Raw genomic sequence first — 25,983 nt, forward strand, 5'->3', positions numbered from 1 at the left:
ACTTGAGAGTATTATTGGCTAGGAGCCCAATCTTGCCATTCAGCTTCGGCTTTATGCTGTAACGTTAATATTGATCCTGCTGCTAAGCGATTATCCGCTTGAGTGGTGTTCTTCGTCGCGACATTGATGCCGCCCACTAGTAAGGTTTCTAGCGAGCCAGCTTCGATTTGCGCACCTGAGAACAAGCCTACATCGACTTTAATGCCTGAGGCATCCCAGAACTGACTGCTTTGATTCACTAAGTGGCTATATTGTGGCTCAATATGTGCCTGCATTAGCACGCTATTGCCCTGTGTTGCTAGGCGATAACTATCAATTTGACCGACTTTGATACCACGGAAGAAAATTGGCGTGCCAACTTTCATCGAGCCTAATTTTTTATCTTCTAAAGTAAATTTAAGTGCATCCTCGGCAACATTGGCGTAGCCATGAGTCATTATGTTGGCGACAAACTGCGTTGCTTTTTGACTACTTTTACCTGGCAGCACACCTATATAGGGACCCGTTATTAAGGTTTCTGGCGCTTTAATTCCGGCAAGGGAAATTTGCGCGTCCACTAAGTGATACTCACAATCACTGCGGCTAAAATGATCGGCATATTCCCCATACAGATACGCGGTCGCCGTGAGGGTATTGAGATCCGCATTGAGTTTCACCTGCGACACTTCGCCTACTTGATGACCTTGATAACGGATCGCGGCTTTTGCTGCAAGTTTTGATGATGCGGGTAAGGTGAGACGAATAGCTTGGGCTTGGGTTAATGCCAGTTGCTTGTTCTCATAGAGTTTTAAGTGAGCTGCATTGTTAGTTTTGTCACTATTATTAAGTAATCCCAGGCTAATGCTGCCTTTTAATGCTCCTTCAAGCGGCGCTATGGCTATATCAATACCTGCAAGACTGGCACTGATATCCACAGCGCTGTTACGCCAGAATACATTGGGCTTTTTCAGCAAAGGTTGGAACTGTTTATCAATTGCGAGCTTAATGGCAAAGTCTTCGGTTTTACTTTGCCAGTTCACTGACTCTACTATCCCAATTTGCATCTTTTTATAGTAAATCGGTGAGCCTTGGCTGACATCGGCGCCATCTTGACTGATTAAAGTCACATGTATTTGTTGTTGGCGATCATAAAAAGCAGTCGCTGCGGCTAATGAGTTAAAAAGGGTGAGGGTGCTGTTAGCGGCTAAAGGTGTGTCACTGCGGCCTTTAAACAAGCTGACAGCGCCCTGAGTGAGCGTCGTAAAATCCCTTGTTTTAACGGATATTCCCTCTAAAGAGGCATTTACCGTTAATGCCGATTCAGGCACAAAATAGCTGTCACTGCGTAGTAGACTGGCAAACTCAGGTTGTAGCTCGAGCTGGTATTCCACCGCGGATAAATCTTTGGTTAACTTAACGCCAAGCACTTTACCAATCGGAATTTGTTTGTAACGCACCTCTGTGCCAGCCGAAACACCCATGTTTTCATTAGAGATTAAGGTTAAAAAACGCTTTTTCGATTGCAATAAATCGGGCGCTTTTGATTGCAAGGTAAAGTGAGTTGGTATCGTTGTTTGAGTCTTTATGCCCGGTAGAAAGTTGATCACGCTACCAGTGAGTAAACGTTCTGGGTTCTTAATGCCTGAGAGAGAAATATCAGCACCTTCAAGCCAAAATACTCCGTCGTTGGTCAAGAGTGAACCATATTGAGGTTCAACCTCAGCCACAACTGTTATGCCATCAAGGGCAAGTTGCTTACTTAACACACTGCCGATATTCATGCCACGATAAACAATGCGAGTCCCTTTATCGACTCCGCTACCGTCAGCCATTGTTAGGTTGACTTCAATGCCGCCAAGGGCGGTGGTCTCTGAGTCAAAAAGAACAAACGTATCACCATTTTGGGCGATAGGAGCATCATCGTCAGAGCTGAAAGTTACGCCGCCCGCAAGTATTGATGCCAAGCTTTCTGAGCTAACTTGAATACCTGTTAGTGATGCCTCAACTTTTACGCCAGAGACATTCCAAAAATGCGAATTCTTCTTCACTAACCGAGCGTATTGTTCTTGAATAAAAGCGCTTATCAGCACTCTTTGATTACCGTCTAAGCGATAGCTCGCTACACTACCCACAGGTATTTGGCGAAAGAATATCGGCGATCCCACATCTAATGAACCGAGTTTATCTGAGGTTAATTCAACCATGACACCCTCAGAACCAATTTGCATTGGTGGCGGTTGGCGCTCGGCCTCGAAGAAAGTAGCGTCATTCCCTTTCCCTGGCTGAATAGCAATATAGTTCCCGGAAAACAGTGCATCTAAGCCTTCAACGCCAGTAATGCTGGCTTTGGGGGTGACGAGCCAGAATAAGGTTTCTCTATTTAAGAAAGGTTTGGCGCGATAGTCCATCATGACTTTGACGTTCACGCCTTTCAAATCGTCATCGATACCGATGTCTTTGACTTTACCGACAGTTAAGCCTTGGTATTTGACTAAGGTTTTACCGACGTCAATCCCTGTCGCACTCGGAAAATGTATTTGAATTTCAACACCCGATTCTTTAATGCTCTTAATACCCAGCCAAGCACCTAATGCCAACGCGACAATAGGAAGCAGCCAAATAGGCGAGAAGAGTTTTTTCTTTACAACTTTCGGCGATTCAATTTGTGTCATCTTGAGGTTCCAATCGATCCCAGAGTAAACGAGTGTCTAAAATTTTTGCGGCTAGCTGAGTTAACAGAATAACCAAGGCAAATGCGGTCGCGGCGGGGGCGGGTTTTGCATCGAGTAGTTGCCCCATATTCACTAATGCGGCGGTGATGGAGATAACAAATAAATCGAGCATAGACCAGCGGCCAATCCATTCAATGGCGTGAAAGCCCACCATCAATTTCTTTTTTGAAATTGGAATATCAAAACTTATCGCGCACAGATAAATCGATAGACCGATGATTTTAATCCATGGCACTAAAATACTGGCAGTAAAGACAATCACGGCTATGGGCAACATGTCGGAATGGACTAAATGTAAGATGCCTGAAAAAATAGTGTCGTGCCGCACTTGTCCCTGGTTTGTCAGTACGGTGATAGGGTAAATATTTGCAGGCACTAATAAAATGGCGGCAGTGATCAGCAGCGCCCAACTTTTTTGTAGGCTGGAATAGTCTCTAATGTGTAGTTCTGCTTGGCAGCGCTGACAGTGAGTGAGCTCTGTGCTGTTCAGTTGGCGGCACATCTTGCATAAACATAAGCCAATATCTTTACCTTGCTGCTTCATATCAGCGATGACCTTCCAATAGTGTCCACATGTGCTCTAAGTCGTATTCTCGTTGTAAAAACAAGGTCACGAGAAATAGCATAGTGAAGCAAAATGTGCCCATTCCAAAGTAAATATCTGAAAAATCAGAAAGCTGAAATGAAGAAACTAAAAAACTGATCACATAAATCTCTAACATAGTGAGTTGTGACAATACGCCATGACATTTTAATAATTGCTTTAATGATTTACGCCAAAAAACATTATTTAAGCCCCATTTGACAATTAATATCTGCACTAAGATGGATAACAGTAATAAGCCCGGGCCAATTACTGCTGCGGCTAGCACGGCTAAACCTACTAACCAATAACCTTGATCAAATACGGCAAATGCACCTTGAAACACAGTGGTGGTGCGAATGCTACCAAAAAAATGGATCTCAAGTACGGGTAAGAAGTTTGCCGGGAAATAAAACACTAATGCCGTAATACACAATGCTAACATGCCATTTATGGAGTAATAGGGGGTGTCATAAAGTGCGGTGCTGCAACGCGGGCAAAGTGCTCGTACACCGCTAGGCAAAGCTCGTTTGCGGATTGCTAAATCGCAGGAACGGCATAAGATTATTGAGTTTTCTGCTGCGTTTTCATGCATATAAAAATATTACTAGCCTAATGTTGAGTAATAACAGCGAGATCCGTGCGTCATATCATGTTAATAATCGTTAAATACTCTCTAACGTTCATATTATCTTGGTAACGAAAGTAGGCTAATAATATCAGATTAATCAGAACACTTGCATCACAAGTTCAATCTATGTCACTCTAGTTACTGTATATAAAAACAGTGCGAGGCAGTCATGGCAGTAATAACACAGTTTGTCGTGGTCAGAGAAGGGGTTGAAAAGATGACATTCACATCTAAGAAGGAGGCTGACGCCTACGATAAGATGCTCGATATCGCTGATAACCTGATCCCTTTTATTCAACAAGCCGATTTGGGTATAGATGAAAGTGTGAGCGAAAAACTCGCATTCTACTTCGCTAATAATAAAGATGAGCTGGCAAACTTGCTTAAAGGTGTCGTTCAGGTTAATAGTACGCCGACGAATCCACCTACTGCGAAAAAAGCGGCTAAAAAGACCGAAGCAGCAGAATAAAATTGTTAGGAAATGTAATGAAATCGAAATTTTATGAGTCACTGAACCGTCAAGTATTAGCTCTGATGGCTGGCGAGGATGATCTTGTCGCGGGTATGGCAAATTTTTCAGCCTTACTTAATGATAACTTGACAGAGCTTAATTGGGTGGGATTCTACGTGATGCGTGGTGAACAACTGGTACTTGGCCCGTTTCAAGGGAAAGTAGCTTGTACACGTATCCCGTTAGGAAAAGGCGTATGCGGTACGGCAGCGTTAAGTAATCAAACTCAGCGAGTGGCAGATGTTAATCAATTTGATGGTCATATTGCTTGTGATTCTGCCAGTAATTCAGAAATCGTTGTGCCAGTTCGTACACAGGGTAAAGTGATTGCTGTGCTCGATATTGATAGCCCTATCTTGGATCGTTTCGATGAAGAAGACCAAAAAGGGCTAGAATTATTGGTTAAAAGTTTTGAAAGCTGCCTATTTGGTTAATTTACGTACAATAATGCATAATTCATGGTCGCAATCGGTGGCGTGCGCCTTATAATATGTGCCTGCACGCATTAAGCTGGTTTGATTAGCATGCAATAAATAAGCTTAGTGTTTTGAGCTGTAAAAATTTGTTAAGGTCTATTTTTTAACTTTAGTAAACGCGGCTAGGATGCTAATTTGTACGTTGACTCACTATTGAGTTTAACGAAGATAAATGACTCGTAAGAAGTTGATCAATATCACCTCGAATCGATGTCTCTTTTTTGACTGTGGAAGTAATGATGGAATCAACAGAAAAGTTGACCGACACCAATGCAATTTTGGCGTATTTGTATGAAACATTTCCTTTGTGCTTTATTGCTGAAGGTGAAACTAAGCCATTAAAAATCGGGTTGTTTCAAGATTTGGCTGAAAGGTTGGCTGATGATTCTAAAGTCAGTAAAACTCAGCTCAGAGTTGCCTTAAGACGTTACACCAGCAGCTGGCGCTATTTGAAGTCTGTTAAAGCAGGCGCACAACGCGTTAATCTGGATGGCGAACCTTGCGGTGAGTTAGAGCAAGAGCATATTGACCATGCTCAAGCGATGTTGAAAGAGAGTCAAGAGAAGGCCAAGGCGAAACGTGCAGCACTTGCACCAAAGCCTGCGGCAAAGAAAGCACCTAAAAAGGTGGCGGCTCCTCAGCGTCCTAAAACTGAACGTCCAGCTAAGCCTGCACCTAAAGCTGCTGCGCCAGTCGTGAATTATGTCCAAGCACAATTGACTGATTTAACGAAAAAACAACGCGTCAATGTTAAATTAGGTATGACTCCTGTAGCCGGTGTCATTACTGATATTAACAAGGAAGATATTCATGTTCAGCTTGATAGTGGCCTAACGATTAAAGTTAGAGCAGAACATATCCTGCTGTAGTCATTTATTAAAACGGAGTAACTTGTTGATGCGAAACCTCACTTTGGCTACCTCTATCGCCACAGTTTTTGTCGGATTTTCGGCTTGGGCCGTACCACCCACTATTCAAATCAGCGAGTTACCCACTCTCAAGCAGGAAGCGCAACATAAAGTTGCGAGTAAAAGGGTAACGGATTTATATACTCGTTCGCACTATCATCGTTTTAATCTTGATGATGCTTTTTCTGCACAAATTTTTGATCGTTATCTGCAGCAACTCGATTTCCGTCGTAATGTATTAACGCAAGCTGATGTCGATAGTTTTAAGCCTTACGCGACTCAATTTGATGACATGCTCAGTTCTGGTGAGCTTGAGCCTGGCTATAAGATGTTTGATATAGTCCAAAAACGTCGCTACGAAGGCTTTGTTTATGCTTTATCCCTATTGGATAAACCGATCGACTTCTCCGTACCTGGTGATGTCTATGAGTATGACCGCGATGACGCGGCATGGCCAAAAGATCAGGCTGAAATTAATGAGTTATGGCGTCAACGTGTAAAATACGATGCGTTAAATCTAAAACTAACAGGTAAAGAATGGCCTGAAATTGTTGATATCTTGCAAAAGCGTTATAACAATGCCATTAAACGTTTGACTCAAACTAACAGTGAAGACGTATTCCAAGGTGTGATGAACGCCTTTTCACGTAGCATTGAGCCGCATACCAGTTACCTTTCCCCCCGCAATGCTGAACGTTTCCAAATGGAAATGAATTTAAGCCTAGAGGGGATTGGTGCGCAGCTGCAACTTGAAGACGATTACACCGTTATAAAAAGCTTGATTGCTGGCGGCCCTGCGGCGGGTAGCGAAAAGTTGTCACCAGAAGACAAGATTGTAGGCGTTGGTCAAGAGGGCGCAGAGATAGTTGATGTTATCGGCTGGCGTTTAGACGACGTCGTCGAACTCATTAAAGGTCCAAAGGGCAGTAAAGTTGTCCTGCAAATTTTACCTAAGAAAGGTGGCTCGAATGCTAAGCCATTCAATGTCACCTTAGTGCGCGATAAAATTCGTTTAGAAGATAGAGCGGCAACCTCTAAGGTGATTGAGCCTAAAGATGGTGAATACGCTAATCGTAAGGTTGGTGTGATCCATATTCCTGGTTTTTACATGAATTTGTCGCAGGACGTTGAAAAAGAGCTAGTGAAATTAAACGAAGCCAAAGTTGAAGGTATCGTGATTGATTTACGCGGCAATGGCGGCGGCGCATTAACCGAAGCCGTGTTACTGACGGGCCTCTTTATTGATATGGGACCCGTGGTACAAATTCGTGATGCGGATGGCCGAGTATCTGCACACCGCGATAACGATGGTAAAACCAGTTATGCTGGGCCATTGACTGTGATGGTTGATCGTTACAGCGCTTCTGCCTCTGAAATTTTTGCTGCCGCGCTGCAAGATTATGATCGCGCATTGATTGTAGGTGAATCGAGTTTTGGTAAAGGTACTGTGCAACAACATAAGAGCCTTGGCCGTATTTACGATATGTACGAAAAACCATTGGGTCATGTGCAATACACGATTCAAAAGTTCTATCGTATAAATGGTGGCAGCACTCAGATTAAAGGCGTTACGCCTAATATCGCGTTCCCAAGTGCGTTAGAGCCAGGTGAATATGGTGAAGCGGAAGAGAAAAATGCCTTGCCTTGGGATAAAGTGCCTATGGCACAATATGGCACCCTCAATGATATTACGCCTAACCTAGTAACGAGCCTTGAGACTAAGCATCTAAACCGTATAAAAGACAGTGTAGAATTTGCTTATATTAATCAAGATATTGCCGACTTTAAAAAGCATCACAAAGAGAGAACGGTTTCTCTGGTTGAAAGTGAGCGTATTGCTTCCCGTGAAGCCGATGAGAAGAAAGTCCTCGATAGAACGAATGAGCGCCTAGTCGCCAACGGTTTAGCTCCGGTTAAATCAATGGACGACATTAAAGACGACGCCGAATTACCTGACGCATTTTTAGATGAAACAGCCTATATAACTTTAGATATGGCTGATGTGCAAAAACTGGCTCAAACCCGTGCCGCTAAATAGGCATTAGTCGAATCGATTTATCCAATATCAAAACGCGCTTATGGCGCGTTTTTTCTTATTTAGATCAGCGTTAAAGGGATCAAAATGACTCAAGCTCAAGCAAAATACTTAAAAGATTATCAAGCCCCTCTCTTTACGATAGAAACCATTGATTTAGCCTTTAATCTGGCTGGCAAAGAAACTCAAGTACAGGCTATAAGCCGAGTAAAACGCACTTCTCAACATCAACAAGCGTTAGTGTTAGATGGCGAAGACTTAACGGTCGTCTCGCTGACGGTTAATGGCGAGGCTGCACCGTATCATGTGAGTGCGGGTCAGTTAGTCCTAGAAACTGCGTTTAATGAGTTTGAGCTCAAGATCATCACTAAGCTCGATCCTGAGGCTAATTCGAGTCTTGAAGGGTTGTATATGTCTGATGGTGCCTATTGCACACAATGCGAGGCTGAGGGCTTTAGACGTATTACTTATTTTCTCGACCGTCCCGATGTATTAGCCAAATACACAGTGCGTATCGAAGCCGATAGAGCCGTATTTCCGTTTTTACTGAGTAACGGTAATTTGATTGATCAAGGTGAGTTAGATGGCGGGCGCCATTATGTTTGCTGGCAAGATCCATTTCCAAAACCAGCGTATTTATTTGCCTTAGTCGCTGGCGATTTTGATCTATTACAAGATGAATTCATCACTCGCAGTCGCCGTAAAGTGATTTTGCAAGTGTTTGTCGATAGAGGGAATTTACATAAAGCGCACCATGCGATGGCGTCACTGAAAAAATCTATGGCATGGGATGAGAGCCGTTTTGATCTTGAGTACGATTTAGATATTTACATGATAGTCGCGGTCGATTTTTTCAATATGGGCGCCATGGAAAATAAAGGCTTAAATATCTTCAACACTAAATATGTGCTGGCAGATACCTTAACGGCTACTGACGATGATTATCAAGGTATTGAATCTGTAGTTGGCCATGAGTATTTTCATAATTGGACTGGAAATCGCGTTACGTGTCGCGATTGGTTCCAATTAAGTTTAAAAGAAGGCTTAACCGTTTTTCGCGATCAAGAATTTAGCTCTGATTTAGGTTCACGCGCAGTGAATCGCATTCATGCAATCAAAGTCATAAAAAATCAGCAGTTTGCCGAAGATTCTGGTCCTATGTCACATCCCATTCGTCCAGAATCAGTGATTGAGATGAATAATTTCTACACAGTGACTGTGTATAATAAGGGTGCTGAAGTGATCCGTATGATGCACACTTTGCTCGGTGAAGAAAAGTTTCAGGCGGGGATGAAACTATATTTTAAACGCCATGATGGTCAAGCTGTCACCTGCGATGATTTCGTGGCAGCAATGGAAGATGCTAGTGGAGTCGATTTAACTCAATTCCGTTTATGGTATAGCCAAGCGGGCACGCCGATTGTGATTGCAATGGACAGTTTTGATACACAAACTGGCATTTATCAGTTGACCCTTAAACAAAGTCTCGCAAACTGTCCATCACCCTTGCATATCCCGTTCAGCATTGAACTCTTAGATGCCAATGGCCACTCTTTAGTGAATGAAGTGCTTAACTTTACCCAGGCTGAGCAAATGTTTAGTTTTGAGGGATTAACTCATAAACCTGTGGCTTCATTACTGCAAGATTTCTCAGCGCCAGTCAAATTACACTATGACTTTGATATTGATCAACTGGTTCACTTAATGCGTTTTGCTAGTAGTGAAGTCGCGCGCTGGGAAGCCTCTGTTACCTTAGTAAGCCAAGCTATTTGGCAAAATGTGGCTAGCTTACAACAGCAACAAGCCATGACACTCGATCCCCGAGTGCGCGATAGCTTTAAAGGTGTATTGCTAGATACCAAGCTCGATCCTGCGTTAATCGCTGAAATATTAGCGATACCGACAGCATCTGCTCTGATTGAGCAAACTGAGAGTGTTGATTTAGACGCTTTAGCCTTAGCCCGTGAATTTGTGTTAACAGAGCTGGCTTCCTATTGTGAAGATGAATTAATCAGCTTATATCGTTCATTGATTGCTGTCGATACAACTCAGGCAAGATCGCTTAAAAATCAATGCCTAACTTGGTTAGCTAAGGTATCGGATGAGGCTAGTAATTTAGTCATGTCTCAGTTCGAGAACGCGAGTAATATGACGGATTCGCTCGGCGCACTTACTGCGGCGAATACCGGCGATTTACCTTGTCGTGATGAGCTGATGTCGGTATTCGAATTACGTTGGCAAGATACGCCTCTGGTAATGGATAAATGGTTTATGCTGCAGGCTAGCCATGAGTCAGATACGGTGATTGAGTGCCTCCGTCAATTGCAACAACACAAAAGCTTTAGCATGAACAATCCAAACCGGGTGCGCGCGTTGATTGGCAGTTTTGCTGCAGGTAATATCTATCAGTTCCATCGTAAGGATGGCAAGGGTTATGCGTTTTTAACAGAATGTCTAATCGCATTGAATCACCTTAATCCACAGGTTGCCGCTCGTATGGTGACGCCATTGATCCAGTTCCGTAAGTTTGATTCAGGTCGTCAAACCTTGATTAAAGCCTGTTTGGGACAACTTTTAGCTCTGCCTGATTTATCTAAGGATATGTACGAGAAAGTTTCGAAGGCGTTGGCAAGCTAACCGTTTGTGGGAGGAGGGCGGCAGGAGTGCCGCCCTAGTGTTATGGAATTATATTTTAAACTATCGATCAGTTATCGAGATTTTTTACCGTATTATCAGGGGGTTGCTGATAAAATCGAGGTCCGTGAGAACCAAGGGAAGATCCTGTGGATTAATGGACGGCATTTTAGGCGTTTTTTGACTGAAAATGGCATTCAGGGTTATTTCAAATTAGTTTTAGATAACAAAGGACAATTTGTTTCATTAAATCGAGTTTAGCAATAATTTATTGATTTCAACTTAGAGCAATTACTTTAAACGGACGATTGATTATTACACTCATTTTTTGATATCCAACTTAAAATAACACCTTTGAATTTAAAGTCTTTTTTATGTTTTTTGCGGTTCTAATCCTATCCTGACTTTCCCTAATTTAAATCACTTCTTAAAAATCTGCAGTACAAATGTACCTACATGTTTAATTCTTTAGAAAATTATCTCTAACTGTGTCTTGCTCAAGGAGAATAATTGCTGTAACAATATTGTTGCCTGTGAGATAACAAGATGTTGGCTGTAATTCCTAAAACAAAAATCCAGCAGGGTACGGAGAGCTAAAATGAAAATTGTTAAAAATAGTTTTAACAAATCGGCGCTTGCTTTGGGGGTGGCGTCGGCATTGAGTTTGTTAATGATCCCAAGTGTTAATGCAATATCATTTAATTGGGGAGAGGTTGAAGGCACATTTGACTCAACTTGGACGGCAGGTGCGAGTTGGCGTGTGGGTGAGCGTGATTGGGAAGGCCAAATTGGTAAGGTGAATCAACCTCAGTTTGACTGGGCTAACTACAGTGCATTTAATAATACAAAATATACTTCAGCTGATATTTGGGCCCAACCAGGTTCATATTCAAGCAACAATGATTTAAGTAATTTACTCTATTCTCAAGGTGACACTACCTCTGAAATCGTTAAAGGTTTGCATGAATTATCGTTGAAATACAAAAACTACGGTTTATTTGCCCGTGGCATGTATTTCTACGATCGTAAACTTAATGATGGTAATTATGATTTTAATGATCCGCTAACGGGCAAAGAGTTTGACCCTTGCGAAGACAACCGTGCTTCAGAAGTGCAATGTAAAGATATTCGTTTATTAGATGCGTTTGTGTATGGCAACTTTGATTTGAATGATGGTGCTAATCCATTATCAATCCGTGTTGGTAATCAAGTGGTGTCTTGGGGTGAGAGTACCTTAATTGCCCACGGGATTAGTGAAATCAACGCGGTGGATTTGAACATACTTAACGCGCCGGGTGCTGAACTGAAAGAAGCATTCAGACCCCAAGGCATGGTCTGGGCGTCCCTTGGTCTGACAGACTCGTTAACGGTTGAAGCATTCTATCAATATGATTGGCAACCTATTTGGGTGCCAACAGCGGGTTCTATCTTTGCAACGAATGATTTTGTGGGTTATGGCGGTTATGCACAAAATGCCCAGCTTGGATTTAATGCTAACCCCGATATTAATTTAGATTTCATGACGCAGGAATATGAGCTTCTAGCGGGCATGATCGCTAGCGGTCAATCGATTCCAACACAGCAGTTAGTTTCTATGGCTTTAGCTTATCCCACTAAAGTGACGCTGGTGCAGGATGAAGAAAAACCCAGTGATGATGGACAATACGGTATCAAGCTCGGTTATTATGCACCGGAACTGGGTGAAACTGAATTTGGTTTCTATTTTATGAATTACCATAGCCGTCGTCCGCTTATTAGTGGTACGGCTGCTGATTTTAGTACGGGCGCGTTGTTATCTGATTTGGCCGTATTAGGACAAAGCGCTGGAGATATTAACCGCGAATTACTATTGAGTTTGAAGAGTTTTTCTAAGGCGCAAGTCGTCTATCCAGAAGATATTAAACTGTATGGTGTGAGTTTCAATACGCTGATTGGTGATACCTCTGTCGCGGGCGAAATTTCCCATCGTCAAGATGAACCGTTGCAAATCGATGACGTTGAATTATTGTTTGCCGGTATGCCACAGCAGTTAGCCAATGCGGGGCTTCGTCCTGATCTTGATGGCATTTCACAGATTAAAGATGTTCAACCGGGTGAAACCGTGGATGGCTTTATTCGTCTTGATACCACTCAGGCACAGATGACGTTTACTCATTTATTCGGCCCAACCTTAGGGTTAGATAATTTGACAATGCTGGCCGAAGTCGGTGGTGTATGGATCCACGATATGCCAGGTTTTGATGAACTGCGCCTCAATGGTCCTGGTACATCTCGTTCTGGTGGTAATCCAGATATGCCGGGGATTATTCAAGCACTGCATAATGGCCCTGAAACTAATCCATTCCCGACTGATTTTGCATGGGGTTACCGTTTAGTCGCTAAAGCTGATTTCAACAACGTATTCGCAGGGGTCAATATGTCACCACGCATGATTTTCTCCCATGACGTTGACGGTATCACTCCTGATCCTATGTTCCTGTTTACTGAAGGACGTAAGTCTGTCGCACTAGGTGTTAACTTCGATTATCAAAACCGTTGGGGGGCAGATATCTCCTATAACAATTTCTTTGGCGGTGTCGGTACGACAAATGCGATGGCAGATCGTGATTATGTTTCATTCAATATCAAGTATTCGATCTAAAAGGACTCAAACAATGAAGAAACTGACGATATTGGCGAGCGCTGTGATGATGGCACTTGTTGTGCCAGTGGCTACGGCGAAAATTTCTGAAACCGATGCAGCTAAACTTGGCAATGAATTAACACCTTTGGGTGCTGAAAAAGCTGGTAATGCTGATGGTTCCATTCCGGCATGGGATGGGGGTATTACCAAACCTGTTGCGGGTTATACCAAAGGGATGCATCACCCCGATCCTTTCCCTGAAGATAAGATTGAATTTACCATTACCAATGCCAACAAAGCACAATATAAAGACTTTTTAACGCCGGGTCAGATGAAGTTATTCGAACTTTATCCTGAAACCTACAAGATGAATGTCTATCAAACTCGCCGTAGTGCATCTGTGCCGCAATATGTTTACGATGCAACTAAGGCTAATGCGACTCGGGCTGAACTGATTTCACAGGGTAATGGAATTTCAGGTGCCATGATTGGTATTCCATTTCCGATCCCTGCAAATGGCTTAGAGGCAATTTGGAACCATATTTTACGTTTTCGCGGCGTTGAAATAGAGACTTCACGTAGCCAAGCGGCCCCGACAGCTGATGGTAGCTACAGCTTAGTAGAAACAGCCGAAGAAATTCGATTTGAATACTCACGTCCTGAAATTACCCTCGAACAACTTAAAGCTAGCAATACCTTATTTTACTTTAAGCAAGTGGTAACCCAGCCTGCGCGTCTCGCTGGAACCGCGTTGTTAGTCAAAGAAACCATGGATCAGGAGGCTTTGCCACGCCAAGCTTGGACCTATAACACCGGGCAACGTCGTGTACGTAAAGCGCCTAACGTCGCGTTTGATACCCCAGGTACAGTGTCAGATGGTCTGCGTACTACCGATGACTTAGATATGTTTAACGGCTCACCATCGCGCTATAACTGGGAGCTTGTTGGAAAAAAAGAAATTTATATTCCGTATAACGATTATAAATTGCACTCAGACAAGCTGAAATATGACCAAATATTAAAACCGGGTCACGTGAATCCTGAATATGTGCGTTGGGAAAAACACCGTGTATGGCAAGTGAAGGCGACGTTGAAAGACGGTATGCGCCACATTTACAAAGTACGCGACATGTACCTTGATGAAGACTCATGGCAAGTATCGATTGCTGATCTCTACGATAACCGTGATCAACTGTATCGTGTGGCTGTGGCACATGGTTTGAATTACTACGAAGTGCCGACTCAATGGGATACGTTAGAAGTGTTCCATGATTTGCAATCTCGTCGCTATCTCGCTATGGGCTTAGACAATCAAAGTGGTATGTATAACTTCGATGCCAAATTGACTGAAGCTAACTTTACCCCCGATGCATTGCGTCGTGAAGGGATTCGTTAATAAGCCATGTATTAAGGGGCGCCTTGCGCCCCTCATTTGTTTAAGGAAGTTTGTATGTCGTTTCGCATCCTTCAGTTTGTAGCTGTATTCAGTTTGAGTAGCGCTTTTTTTCCTTCTACGCTATCTGCTTCTCCCTCCGATCCGCTTTTTTCTCAAATTCAACCACTTGCCGCATCATCTTTAATTTTAGATATTGCCAATGTTGGTAAAGGTTTAGTCGCTGTGGGTGAACGCGGTCATGTATTAGTGTATGACGGCAGTTGGCAACAAGTCGCAACACCTGTTAGCTCGCAGCTGACAAAAGTATTTTTTATCGATCAAAAACGGGGTTGGGCCGTAGGTCATGACGCGACCATTTTGCATACTCAAGATGGTGGCCAAACTTGGCTGCAGCAGATGCACTCGCCCGAGATTGAAAAACCTTTCCTCGATGTGGTGTTTTTAAGTGAAAACCATGGCATTGCCATTGGTGCTTATGGTTTGTTTTATCGCACTAGCGATGGCGGCGCCCATTGGAGCGATGAGTTTCATGCAGAACTTTTAGCTGAGGAAGATGTGGCCTATTTAGCGGAATTAAAAGATAGCGACCCAGCTGCTTATTTGAGTGCGCGTGCGTCTTTATTACCGCACTTTAATCGTATATTAACCTTAACCGACGGGCGTTTATTACTGGTTGGTGAGTTGGGGTTAGTGGCCATGTCTAGCGATCAAGGTAAAACATTTACCCGTACCAGCTTTGATTACGATGGTTCTATGTTCAACGCCATAGAAACCCAAGATGCTGTGTATGTCATGGGCCTCAGAGGACATTTATTTAAGGCTGATATGAGCTTAAACCAATGGACTGAAATCACATTACCAGTGCAATCTTCAATCAATGGGGCTATGTCAGCCGCTGACGATACACTGTATTTAGTTGGCAATGCGGGGATTGTCATAAAACTGAATAAAGACGATAGCAGCAGTATTGTCACTCGTCGCCAAGGGGAAAACTTAGTCTCAATTGCGAAGGATAATCAAGGTGATATATGGTTATCTGGCAGCCAAGGATTGTTTATTCTTAAGCCATAAAATTTTAAAACAACAATAACAGGGCCGAGAAGATGTTAGAGAAACTGGTCAACGGATTTGAGTCATTTTTATTTCGCAACCGCGCGTGGGTTGTCGGTATTTTTGTATTTTTGACGTTGTTTTTAGGCTATCAAGCCAGTCAGCTCAAAATGGATGCCGCTTTTATTAAGAATATTCCACTGCATCATAGTTATATGCAGACCTACCTGAAACACCAAAAAGATTTTGGTGGTGCCAACAGCATCATGGTGGCGGTGGAGGATACTAGCGGTAATATTTTTAACGCTAATTATTTTGATACCTTAAAAAATGTGCACGATCAGCTATTTTTTATTCCAGGGGTTGATCGCGCGCAGGTGAAATCCATTTTTTCGCCTTCGACTCGTTTTACTGAAGTTGTCGAAGACGGCTTTGCTGGCGGGCCGGTGATCCCTGCCGATTTTTCAACATCGGTAGCGGGCTTAGAAACTGTGCGCGACAATATTGAAAAAGCCAGCATTGTCGGCCGGTTAATTGCCAACGATTACAGTGCAGCCATGGTGTCGGCGCAGTTAATGGATTTTGATCCACAAACGGGAAAACCGCTCGATACCATCGCCTTTGCGGCGCAGCTCGAAAAAGAGCTGAGGGGCAAGTTTGAAACCGACAAAGTCAAAATTCATATTATCGGTTTTGCCAAAATGGCTGGCGATGTGGCCGATGGCGCTAAGGGCGTATTGCTGTTCTTTGTGATCGCGATTTTGATCACGGCCATTATGGTCTACCTCTTTTCTAAATCGCTTATTCTGACTATTTTACCCCTCGTCTGTAGCTTAACGGCCGTGGTATGGCAGCTCGGTTTATTGACTGTGATAGGGTTTGGTCTCGATCCTATGTCGATTCTAGTGCCTTTTTTGGTGTTCGCCATCGGGGTGAGCCATGGAGTGCAGATTATTAATGCTGTGAGACGCCGGGTTATCGACGGGCAAACCACAAAAGCAGCGGCAGCATCAGCATTTCGCAGTTTATTAGTCCCTGGCGGCGTGGCATTACTATCTGATACTGTTGGCTTTATTACTCTTTTATCTATTGATATTGGTATTATTCGCGAGCTGGCAATTTCGGCATCATTGGGTGTCGGCGTGATTATTTTCACTAACCTTATCCTATTACCCTTAGTGATTTCTTTTACTGATATTAAAGTCAGCAAACACGCTGTACGGACGACAGAAGAAGTTCGCAGTGAGGCTATTTGGCGTTTCTTAGCGCGGTTTGCGACACCTAAATATGCTGTGGTAGTGATCATTGCGACTGTGGTGCTGTATTTTATCGGCTTACAACAAGCAAATCAGATGAAGATTGGTGACTTACAGGGCGGGGCACCAGCGTTACATCAAGATTCACGCTATAACTTAGACACCTTCTTTATTACAGACCATTTCTCTATTACCACAGATGTCATGACTGTGATTGTTGAGGCGGCGCCTGAGGCTTGTACTTATCATGATGTACTGACGCAAATTGATGAGTTTGAATGGTTAGTGCGTAATACTCCTGGAGTTGAATCCACAGTGAGCTTGGCCTCAGTGGCTAAAAAAGTGAACGCAGGTTTTAACGAAGGTAATCCAAGGTGGGAAGTGCTGCCACGCACAACCGCAAGCTTAGTACAGGCGATTGGCCAAATTCCGACTACCTCGGGTTTGTTAAATAGTGATTGCTCTGTGATGCCTGTGTATCTATTTATGAAAGATCATAAGGCTGAAACTATTGAAACTGTCATTGCTAAAGTCAAAGCAGTTGCCGCTAAAATGGATAACGATAAGTTGCAGTTCAAATTGGCATCCGGACCTGTAGGCGTAATGGCCGCAACCAACGAAGCGGTGGCGCAGGCGCAGTTACCTATGATGTTGTACGTCTATGGAGCCGTGTTTGTACTCTGCTTAATCAGCTTTAAATCTCTTAAAGCGACGATTGCGGTCATTATTCCACTTTATGTGGTGTCGACATTGGCACAAGCCTTGATGACTCAACTCGATATTGGCTTAGCTGTCAGTACGTTACCTGTTATTGCTCTTGGCGTAGGTATCGGTGTGGACTATGGTATTTATATCCTTTCGACCATGTCGCCTAAACTGTCAGAGGGGATGCCAGTGCAGCAGGCTTACTATGAGGCATTGGTCGAGCGAGGCAGTGCAGTGATCTTTACGGGCTTAACGTTAGCGATTGGTGTGAGTACTTGGTTCTTCTCCGCACTTAAATTCCAAATGGATATGGGGATATTGTTAACATTTATGTTTGTGGTAAATATGCTCGGTGCAATCATTATCTTGCCGGCATTGGCCGCTGTTTTCTGGCGCCAACCTAAGTAGGGTCTACCAATGGGGAGCATGAGCTCCCTATTTGCTTTTGAATACTTAGTCTGCTTTATCGATTATTTGGTCATATCTTATTGTGGGTTTGCGTCAATACTGGGTTTCAACAGGATGTACCACTAAAATTTTCCTCGAATTACAGTGAGTTTAGTAATAGACTTTGCCTGATGATCCAGATCACACTAAATTAATCTGAGATTATTAAGCCGAAGCATCCAAATAATGAAAAAAAGCGCTGCCATAGACGCTTAAGGAAACAGCAACATGGCCTTGAAAGATGCAATGCCTTCAGTACTACTTGAAAAGGTAGTCAGTTTAATTCACGCTAAAGTCCCTAATTCACAAGCCAAGCAAGTTGAACAGTTCGCCACCTGCCTTTATGCCCACATGTCAAAAGACGATCTGAATGCGCGTAATGACAGTGATTTATACGGTGCGGTTCTCAGTTTATGGAACGCATTGAACAAAACGCCCAAAGGTAACACTCACCTACGAGTGTTCAACCCTAGCCAAGCCAAGCACGGCTGGCAATCTACCCATTCGATCATTGAAGTTATCCAACCTGACATGCCATTCTTGGTAGATTCAGTTGGTATGGCATTGAATCGTATGGGTATTACGGCTCACATGATGTTACATACACCACTGGCTATTGAGCGTTCAGAAAGCGGTGTAAGTAGTGTAACTTATCTTAATCAGAGCCCTGAAAGCACTGAACAAGTTGCCGTTTTCTTGATTGAAATCGACCGTCAAAGCAGTACCGTTGATATCAAAGCATTAGAGCGCGAAATTCAATCAGTACTCACCGATGTTGCCGCATCAGTCAACGACTGGGAAGCCATGTCGGCTAAGCTAAGTGAGACAATCAAGGACTTACCTAAACGTCCATTTCCAGGTGAGAAGCAAGAGTTAGAAGAAGCGATTAACTTTTTAACTTACTTGAATAATCATCATTTTACCTTATTAGGTTACCGTCAATACGATTTAAAGCGTGTCGAAGGTGACGTAGAGTTAGTGCCAAATATCGCCTCTAGTTTAGGTTTGATGAACAAGCACACTAAAGCTCAGCCAGAACAAGGTTTGTTGCTATCTAGCTTCTCTGATAGCGCTCGTAAAGAAGCGTTAGATCATAGTTTGCTGATCCTCACTAAGAGCAGTGCAAAGAGCCGCGTACATCGTCCAGCCTATGTTGATTATATCGGCATCAAGCGTTTTGATAAGCAAGGCAATGTGGTCGGTGAAGATAGATTTATCGGCTTATATGCATCAAATCTCTATAATCGTAGCCCACGTGAAATCCCATTACTGAATGAGAAAGTGCAGCGCGTATTAGATCGTTCAGGCTTAACTCCACGTTCGCACGACTATAAAGCCTTGCTAAACATCCTGGAGAATTTGCCTCGTGACGAGCTAATTCAAGCCAATGTGGATGATTTAGCATACATGGCGCATGGCGTGCTAGAAATGCAAGACAGAGACAAGTTGAAACTCTTTGTGCGCAAAGATGGTTTCGGCCGTTTCTTATCTTGCTTAGTGTATGTTGCCAAAGATCGTTACAACACTAAACTTCGCCAAGATACTCAACGTATTCTGGCTCAGCATTTTAACAGCAAAGAAGATGTAGAGTTTACGACTTATTTTTCCGAGTCAACACTCGCCCGTACTCACTACATTGTCAAAGTTGATAACAATAATATGGATGTAGATGTGGCTGCCATAGAAAATAATTTAATTGAAGCGGCGCGTTCATGGGAAGATAAGTTAAGCACAGCGCTTAACAGTGCACTGGGCGAAGAAGCCGGTACGCATCTAACTAAACGTTATTTTAATGCGTTTGAGCAAAGCTATAAAGAAGACGTATTGCCAAGCTCTGCTGTCGTTGACATGCAACAGCTTGAAGCGCTGGATGACGAGCACAAACTGGGCATGTTGTTTTATCAACCGCAGGAAGCTGCGTTGAATGACAACAAAGTACGCTTGAAACTATTCCACAAAGATGAGCCTATTCATCTGTCTGACGTGCTGCCAATGCTCGAAAACTTTGGTCTGCGCGTGATTAACGAGCGTCCATATGAAGTGAAAACCTCAGACGGTTCTACCTTCTGGATTTTAGACTTCTTGATGACAGTTAAAGTTGTCAACACAGACAACATCGCCGATAGCCAAGACCGATTCCAAACTGCATTGTCACAAGTGTGGCAAAAGAAATTAGAAGATGACGGTTTCAACCGTATTATTCTGGCGTCAGGTTTAACGGGTCGTGAAGTTTCAGTATTACGTGCTTATGCTAAATACATGCGCCAAATCGACGCCACATTTAGCCAAGCCTATATTGAAGAAACCTTCGGCCGTTATCCACAAATCGCTGATTTACTGGTTAAAATGTTTGTCCGTAAGTTTAATCCTAAACTTAAAACCCGCACACTGGGCAAGTTTATGGAACAAATTAATCTACGTTTAGACGAAGTATCTAGCTTAGATGATGACCGTATTATTCGTCGTTATTTAGATCTGATTAATGCCACCGTACGCACTAACTTTTATCAACAGGATGCAAAAGGCGAAGCGAAGAGTTATATCTCGTTCAAATTTATGCCTTCAATGATCCCTGAAATGCCACGTCCATTGCCGAAATTCGAAATATTCGTTTATTCGCCACGGGTTGAAGGTGTGCATTTACGTTACGGCAAAGTGGCTCGTGGCGGTTTGCGCTGGTCAGATCGCCGTGAAGATTTCCGTACCGAAGTATTAGGTTTGGTTAAAGCGCAGCAAGTGAAAAACACCGTTATTGTACCTGTGGGTGCAAAAGGGGGTTTCGTTTGTAAACAGTTGCCTACTGAAGGCGGTCGTGAAGCCTTCTTCACTGAAGGTCAAGATTGTTATCGCTTATTCATTCGTGCATTACTGGATATTACCGATAACATCGTTAATGGTGAAATCGTCCATCCGCTTGATGTCATTCGTCACGATGAAGATGACCCATATTTAGTGGTGGCAGCCGATAAAGGCACCGCGACCTTCTCTGATATTGCTAACTCAATCGCCATTGAATACGGTTTTTGGTTAGGTGATGCATTTGCATCGGGTGGCAGTAACGGTTACGACCATAAAAAAATGGGTATCACCGCCAGAGGTGGATGGGAATCGGTTAAGCGCCACTTCCGCGAAGTGGGCATTGATTGTCAAACCACAGACTTTACCTGTATCGGTATTGGTGACATGGCGGGCGACGTATTCGGTAACGGTATGTTGTTGTCTGAGCACACTAAGTTAGTGGCTGCATTTAACCACATGCATATCTTTATTGACCCAAATCCAGATGCGGCGCTAAGCCACGCTGAACGAGCGCGTTTATTCGCACTACCCCGTTCAAGCTGGGAAGATTACAACATTAAGTTGATTTCAAAAGGTGGCGGTATTTTCCTACGTTCATCTAAATCAATTCCGCTATCAGCAGAAATACAGCAGATGTTAGCCACAGAGAAAACCTCTATGACTCCCACTGAGCTGATGAAAGAACTGTTGAAAATGCCTGTTGATCTTATTTGGAACGGCGGCATTGGTACTTATATTAAATCGTCTCGCGAAACACATGCAGAAGTGGGCGATCGTGCTAACGATGCACTGCGTGTTAACGGCGGCGAATTACGCGCTAAGATAGTCGGCGAGGGGGGTAACTTAGGTTGCACTCAATTAGGCCGTATTGAATACGCGATGAACGGTGGCCGAATTAACACCGATTTTGTGGATAACGTCGGTGGCGTTGACTGTTCAGATAATGAAGTTAACATTAAAATTCTATTAAATGCGTTAGTTCACGATGGCGAAATGACGCTGAAGCAGCGTAACCGTTTGCTGGAAGAAATGACGGAAGAAGTACGTCAAATTGTGTTACAGGATTGTCAGGATCAAACCCGCACGCTTTCTGTGACCCAAGTACGTGGTGCTGAGCAGTTAAAAGAACAAATACGCTTTATTCAATACCTTGAAAAAGAAGGTAAGTTAGATAGAGCGTTAGAGTTCTTACCTTCTGATGATGAACTTGCTGAACGTTTGGCTAATGGTCGTTCACTAACGCGTCCTGAGCTGGCTGTACTAGGCGCTTATTCTAAGATGGTGCTGAAAGAACAGTTAGTTACCCCTGAAATCACCGAAGATAGCTTATTAAGTCAATTATTAATTGCTTACTTCCCGAAAAAACTTCAGGAAAAATACAGCGACAGAATGGCCACACACCCATTACGCGGTGAAATTATTGCAACTTCATTAGCCAATGAAATTGTCAATGACATGGGGCTTAACTTTGTTCAGCGTATGCAAGATGAGACGGGTGCCTCAGTTGCTGATGCGGCGATTTGTTACACTATGGCTCGCGAAGTGTTTGGTTTAGCTGAGTTAACTGAATCGATTACCCATTTAAATGGTATCGTTCCAGCCGTTGTTCAAGGTGAGATGTTGCACCAGTTACGTCGCAATATGCGCCGTGCATGTCGCTGGTTCTTACGTCATCGTAACCGCGCATCGAGCATTGAACAAACCGTTGCTTTCTTCAAGCCGGTATTTGAACAACTAAAAGCCAATGTGCATTTATATCTAGCAGAAGATGAAGTTGCGGGTATTCAAACTGAGATCAATGCGTTGGTCAAAGAGAATGTACCGCAAGCTCTTGCTACGGTTGTTGCTAATATGAGCACCTTGTTCTCTGCGCTTGATATTGCACAAATTGCGCAAGCAGAAAGCCGCAGTGTTGCTTTGGTTGCTGAAACCTACTTTAAACTGGGTGCGCGTATTGAGTTACATTGGTTCCTAGAGCAAATTAGTGCCCAACCAGTCGCTAACCATTGGCAGGCACTTGCTCGTGCAGCCTTTAGAGAAGAGTTAGATTGGCAGCAACGGGCACTGAGTTCAGTGGTACTAAGAACCTGTAGCGAAAGCTGTGATGCACAAACCGTGATTTCACAGTGGGTTGAAACCAATCAAACGCTGCTCGAAAGATGGTTGCATATGCTCGCTGATTTCAAAACATCGCAAAACCATGAGTTTGCTAAGTTCTCCGTCGCCCTACGTGAACTTAACCTGATGATCCTCCAGTGTGAAGGTCAAAAGTAAACTTTTATCATTATAAAAAGCCCTGGCGATCGCCGGGGCTTTTTTTAGGCTGAGGAAAATATATGTTCTATAAAATCGCACAGAAAATCATGTTTCAGATGGATCCTGAGCGAGCACATAATCTCGCTATTGGTGGTTTACACATTACCGGCAATAGCCCATTAACTTGCTTTTATGGACAACATATTGCTCCGGCACCAGTTACCTATATGGGATTAACGTTTCCTAATCCTGTGGGGCTTGCTGCGGGTATGGACAAAGATGGTGAATCGATTGATGCTTTTCATGCGATGGGCTTTGGCCATATCGAAGTAGGTACTGTGACACCAAGGCCACAACCCGGTAATGATTTACCCCGTTTATTTAGGTTAAAGCCCGCTAAAGGTATTATTAATCGTATGGGGTTCAATAATAAAGGTGTCGATAACCTAGTCAAAAATTTGCTCGCTAAAAAAACCGATATTATGGTTGGCGTCAATATTGGTAAAAATAAAGACACGCCTGTTGAACAAGGTAAAGACGATTATTTGATCTGTATGGACAAGGTGTATCTGCATGCCGCCTACATTGCAGTGAATATATCATCTCCTAATACTCCAGGATTACGATCGCTACAATATGGCGATCTATTAGATGAACTATTAAGCGCGATTAAAACTAAGCAACTTGAGCTTGCTGAAAAACATAAAAAGTACGTACCTATTGCGCTTAAAATTGCACCGGATTTAACCAGCGAAGAAATAGAAAATATTGCACAAGCTTTAATCAATAATAAATTTGATGGTGCAATTGCGACAAATACGACGTTAACACGTGATGGTGTTAGTGGTCTTGTTAATGCCAATGAAAGCGGTGGCTTAAGTGGTAAACCGTTGACAGAGCTGTCTACTAAGGTGATCAAACAATTAGCGACATGTTTAAAAGGCCAGATCCCGATTATTGGCGTCGGCGGAATTAATAGCGCAGAAGATGCGTTAGCAAAATTTGATGCGGGTGCCACTATGGTGCAGATTTATTCAGGTTTTATTTATCAAGGCCCGAAACTGATTAAAGAAATCGTTGATGCTTATCGCCTGAAATAATCATCTGATGATCAATATAACGATCTCAATAAGATCTTTTTAATCACAGCGATCTAAGAAGATCCTTAGATCGCTGTTAAGATCATACTGCATTAAAACTAAGTCGCTGTTAAATAATTTCTATTTTATTATTTTTATTTTGATATTGGATAAAATATCTACTAATATGTCCCAGTGTTCAAATATTGGGTCAATGTTATGTTATTAATGCCGCAAAAGGATTGGCAATGGAAATATAACGATTCCTATGGTTTATTAGGCGTATCGTTAGGTTCCGAGATAGAGTTTCTGACGGCTTATAAAGCGAAGTTACTCATTCCAGATGCATTATCTGGCATGGAATTCAGTATTGCACATGCCAAATTTTATATGAGTTTGATTGATAAATTACCTAAAGCCTTATCTTTGACAGATGCTGCTATTGTCCAAATTGCACTCAATGCTACTGCGGCACATTTTATGTTGACGCCACAAATGCCTAAATCTTGGTTTTTTGATAACAGTGACGTGTGTGTTTATAGCGATGTCGGTAAAGTATTTGAACTTAAATGCCAAAAGCAAAGAGTGCTCGCGTTAGTCATTGAAAATACCCTACAGTCAGCGTTAGTGATGTTACTGTCACCTGAGTGCGTTTTATCGGGCGCCAAAACCATGGTGCAGTTTGAAACGATTAAAGTGATGCATAATCGTTTACATCCACTACGCGCTCAGCGTCATGTGGTTGCAGCATAAATCATTACGCTTTGTTACAGCTCTTAACCTAGAGCCATTAACTTATAGTGATTAAAATATTCAGCGATTAAAACCTTATCTATAGATAATGGTGGCCTTTATTGCGCGCGCATTATAAGTACAGCGTTTAACCGATTATCAAAATAAATACCCGTTACCTGTAATTCATTGTGATGACCAAATTCATTATGTCACTACATAGCGATAGATCTTATACCCATAATAAATGATAAACGATTTATTTCCCTTTGATTTTAAAATCTCACAGCAAACTCCAGCTAATTTCTTATCACGAAATACTCTCTCAAATACTTACTCAAATTCTATCTTAAATATTATCGAGTCATGTAGGCTATCAGTGGGTTGTTGACTGCCAGCTTAGCTCTTATTCGCTTGTCAATTTTTGGGGACATTATTGCGCTAACCTTAACTCAGGGTCGTGGCTGTGGTAACGGATTAATTTTATTGTCAAAGTAAGTTTGCGGCTAATAGTGGGCTATTAGTCGCAAACTTAATCTAGATAGGGGAGAAATAACCTATACAGCTCCAGAGCTTATCCAGAGTTTAGGTGATTGAACCTGCCATTAGAGGTTAATCGTCACCTTTTCAATCACAATGGGCTCGCGAGGTACGTCTTCGTGACCTGCCACAGTGGTGGTTTTGACTTTCTCAATCTGCTGGATAATGTCCATTCCCGCCGTGACCTTACCAAATACCGCATAACCCCAGCCATTATTGGTGGTGGCGGTGTGATCTAAAAAGTCGTTATTGGCAGTGTTAATAAAAAATTGAGCGGTAGCAGAGTGAGGTGCATCGGTACGCGCCATGGCGATTGTGCCTAAGGTGTTGCTTAAGCCTTTATTGGCTTCGTTGACGATAGGCTCATGGGTCGGCTTTTCTTTCATTTTTGCAGTAAAGCCGCCACCTTGGATCATAAAGCCTTTGATCACACGATGAAAAATCGTGTGTTCAAAAAAACCTTCTTCGCAATAACGCACAAAGTTTTTTGAACTGACAGGCGCATGCTCAAAATCAAGTTCTATAGTGATGTCGCCTAAATTGGTGCTGAATGTAATCATACAAATATCTTCTGTCTTAGTGAGTTATCACGTTTTATAAGTTAAGACTTT

17 protein-coding genes are annotated in these 25,983 nt (G+C 42.9%); 13 read left to right on the forward strand and 4 right to left on the reverse strand.

Annotation, left to right across the window (positions count from 1 at the left end):
- Positions 1 to 11: 11 nt before the first annotated feature.
- From L2717_RS00770 to L2717_RS00780, 3 genes are read right to left on the reverse strand one after another with little or no spacing between them, the layout of a single operon-like run.
- Entirely contained in the window at positions 12 to 2,651 is a 2,640-nt protein-coding gene (locus L2717_RS00770; protein ID WP_220774277.1) for an MlaD family protein, read from the reverse strand.
- On the reverse strand, positions 2,638 to 3,255 hold the full coding sequence (locus L2717_RS00775; protein WP_220774278.1) for a paraquat-inducible protein A: 618 nt from the start codon (positions 3,253 to 3,255) through the stop codon (positions 2,638 to 2,640). Before L2717_RS00775 ends, L2717_RS00770 begins: the two co-directional genes overlap by 14 nt.
- A 1-nt stretch (position 3,256) precedes the next feature.
- Positions 3,257 to 3,889 carry a paraquat-inducible protein A gene (locus tag L2717_RS00780; protein WP_248937947.1) on the reverse strand — a complete coding sequence of 211 codons (633 nt, stop codon included), beginning with the start codon at positions 3,887 to 3,889 and terminating at the stop codon, positions 3,257 to 3,259.
- A gap of 205 nt (positions 3,890 to 4,094) precedes the next feature.
- On the opposite strand from L2717_RS00780, the gene L2717_RS00785 reads away from it, so the two are divergent.
- From L2717_RS00785 to L2717_RS00845, 13 genes are all read left to right on the forward strand, one after another.
- Entirely contained in the window at positions 4,095 to 4,394 is a 300-nt protein-coding gene (locus tag L2717_RS00785; RefSeq protein WP_220774280.1) for a YebG family protein, read from the forward strand.
- A 17-nt stretch (positions 4,395 to 4,411) separates the two neighbouring features.
- Entirely contained in the window at positions 4,412 to 4,870 is a 459-nt protein-coding gene (locus L2717_RS00790; RefSeq protein WP_220774281.1) for a free L-methionine (R)-S-oxide reductase MsrC, read from the forward strand.
- A gap of 281 nt (positions 4,871 to 5,151) precedes the next feature.
- Complete coding sequence (gene proQ / locus L2717_RS00795) at positions 5,152 to 5,781, forward strand: RNA chaperone ProQ (RefSeq protein ID WP_220774285.1); 630 nt, start codon at positions 5,152 to 5,154, stop codon at positions 5,779 to 5,781.
- Between the two features lie 28 nt (positions 5,782 to 5,809).
- Entirely contained in the window at positions 5,810 to 7,858 is a 2,049-nt protein-coding gene (gene prc, locus L2717_RS00800; RefSeq protein ID WP_220774282.1) for a carboxy terminal-processing peptidase, read from the forward strand.
- A gap of 84 nt (positions 7,859 to 7,942) precedes the next feature.
- Entirely contained in the window at positions 7,943 to 10,492 is a 2,550-nt protein-coding gene (gene pepN, locus L2717_RS00805) for an aminopeptidase N (protein WP_220774283.1), read from the forward strand.
- A gap of 42 nt (positions 10,493 to 10,534) precedes the next feature.
- Entirely contained in the window at positions 10,535 to 10,750 is a 216-nt protein-coding gene (locus L2717_RS00810) for a DUF2835 domain-containing protein (RefSeq protein ID WP_220774284.1), read from the forward strand.
- A gap of 337 nt (positions 10,751 to 11,087) precedes the next feature.
- A complete protein-coding gene (locus L2717_RS00815; protein ID WP_248937948.1) occupies positions 11,088 to 13,130 on the forward strand; it encodes a DUF1302 domain-containing protein in 2,043 nt (680 codons plus the stop codon).
- Positions 13,131 to 13,143: 13 nt separating this feature from the next.
- Positions 13,144 to 14,508, forward strand: a complete 1,365-nt coding sequence (locus tag L2717_RS00820) for a DUF1329 domain-containing protein (protein WP_220774433.1) — start codon at positions 13,144 to 13,146, stop codon at positions 14,506 to 14,508.
- 54 nt (positions 14,509 to 14,562) lie between these two features.
- Complete coding sequence (locus L2717_RS00825) at positions 14,563 to 15,579, forward strand: WD40/YVTN/BNR-like repeat-containing protein (RefSeq protein WP_220774432.1); 1,017 nt, start codon at positions 14,563 to 14,565, stop codon at positions 15,577 to 15,579.
- Positions 15,580 to 15,611: 32 nt separating this feature from the next.
- Positions 15,612 to 17,927, forward strand: a complete 2,316-nt coding sequence (locus L2717_RS00830; RefSeq protein WP_220774431.1) for an efflux RND transporter permease subunit — start codon at positions 15,612 to 15,614, stop codon at positions 17,925 to 17,927.
- A 267-nt stretch (positions 17,928 to 18,194) separates the two neighbouring features.
- Positions 18,195 to 23,039 (forward strand): NAD-glutamate dehydrogenase, encoded by a 4,845-nt coding sequence (locus L2717_RS00835; RefSeq protein ID WP_220774430.1) that lies wholly within the window; start codon positions 18,195 to 18,197, stop codon positions 23,037 to 23,039.
- Positions 23,040 to 23,101: 62 nt separating this feature from the next.
- A complete protein-coding gene (gene pyrD / locus L2717_RS00840) occupies positions 23,102 to 24,121 on the forward strand; it encodes a quinone-dependent dihydroorotate dehydrogenase (RefSeq protein ID WP_248937949.1) in 1,020 nt (339 codons plus the stop codon).
- Positions 24,122 to 24,319: 198 nt separating this feature from the next.
- The gene (locus L2717_RS00845; RefSeq protein WP_248937950.1) at positions 24,320 to 24,853 is read left to right on the forward strand and encodes a cell division protein ZapC; all 534 of its coding nucleotides are present in this window, start codon (positions 24,320 to 24,322) and stop codon (positions 24,851 to 24,853) included.
- A 584-nt stretch (positions 24,854 to 25,437) separates the two neighbouring features.
- Here L2717_RS00845 and L2717_RS00850 read toward each other — a convergent pair.
- Complete coding sequence (locus tag L2717_RS00850) at positions 25,438 to 25,932, reverse strand: peptidylprolyl isomerase (RefSeq protein ID WP_220774664.1); 495 nt, start codon at positions 25,930 to 25,932, stop codon at positions 25,438 to 25,440.
- Between the last annotated feature and the right edge of the window lie 51 nt (positions 25,933 to 25,983).

Source organism: Shewanella glacialipiscicola, assembly GCF_023283485.1.
GTDB lineage: Bacteria > Pseudomonadota > Gammaproteobacteria > Enterobacterales > Shewanellaceae > Shewanella > Shewanella glacialipiscicola.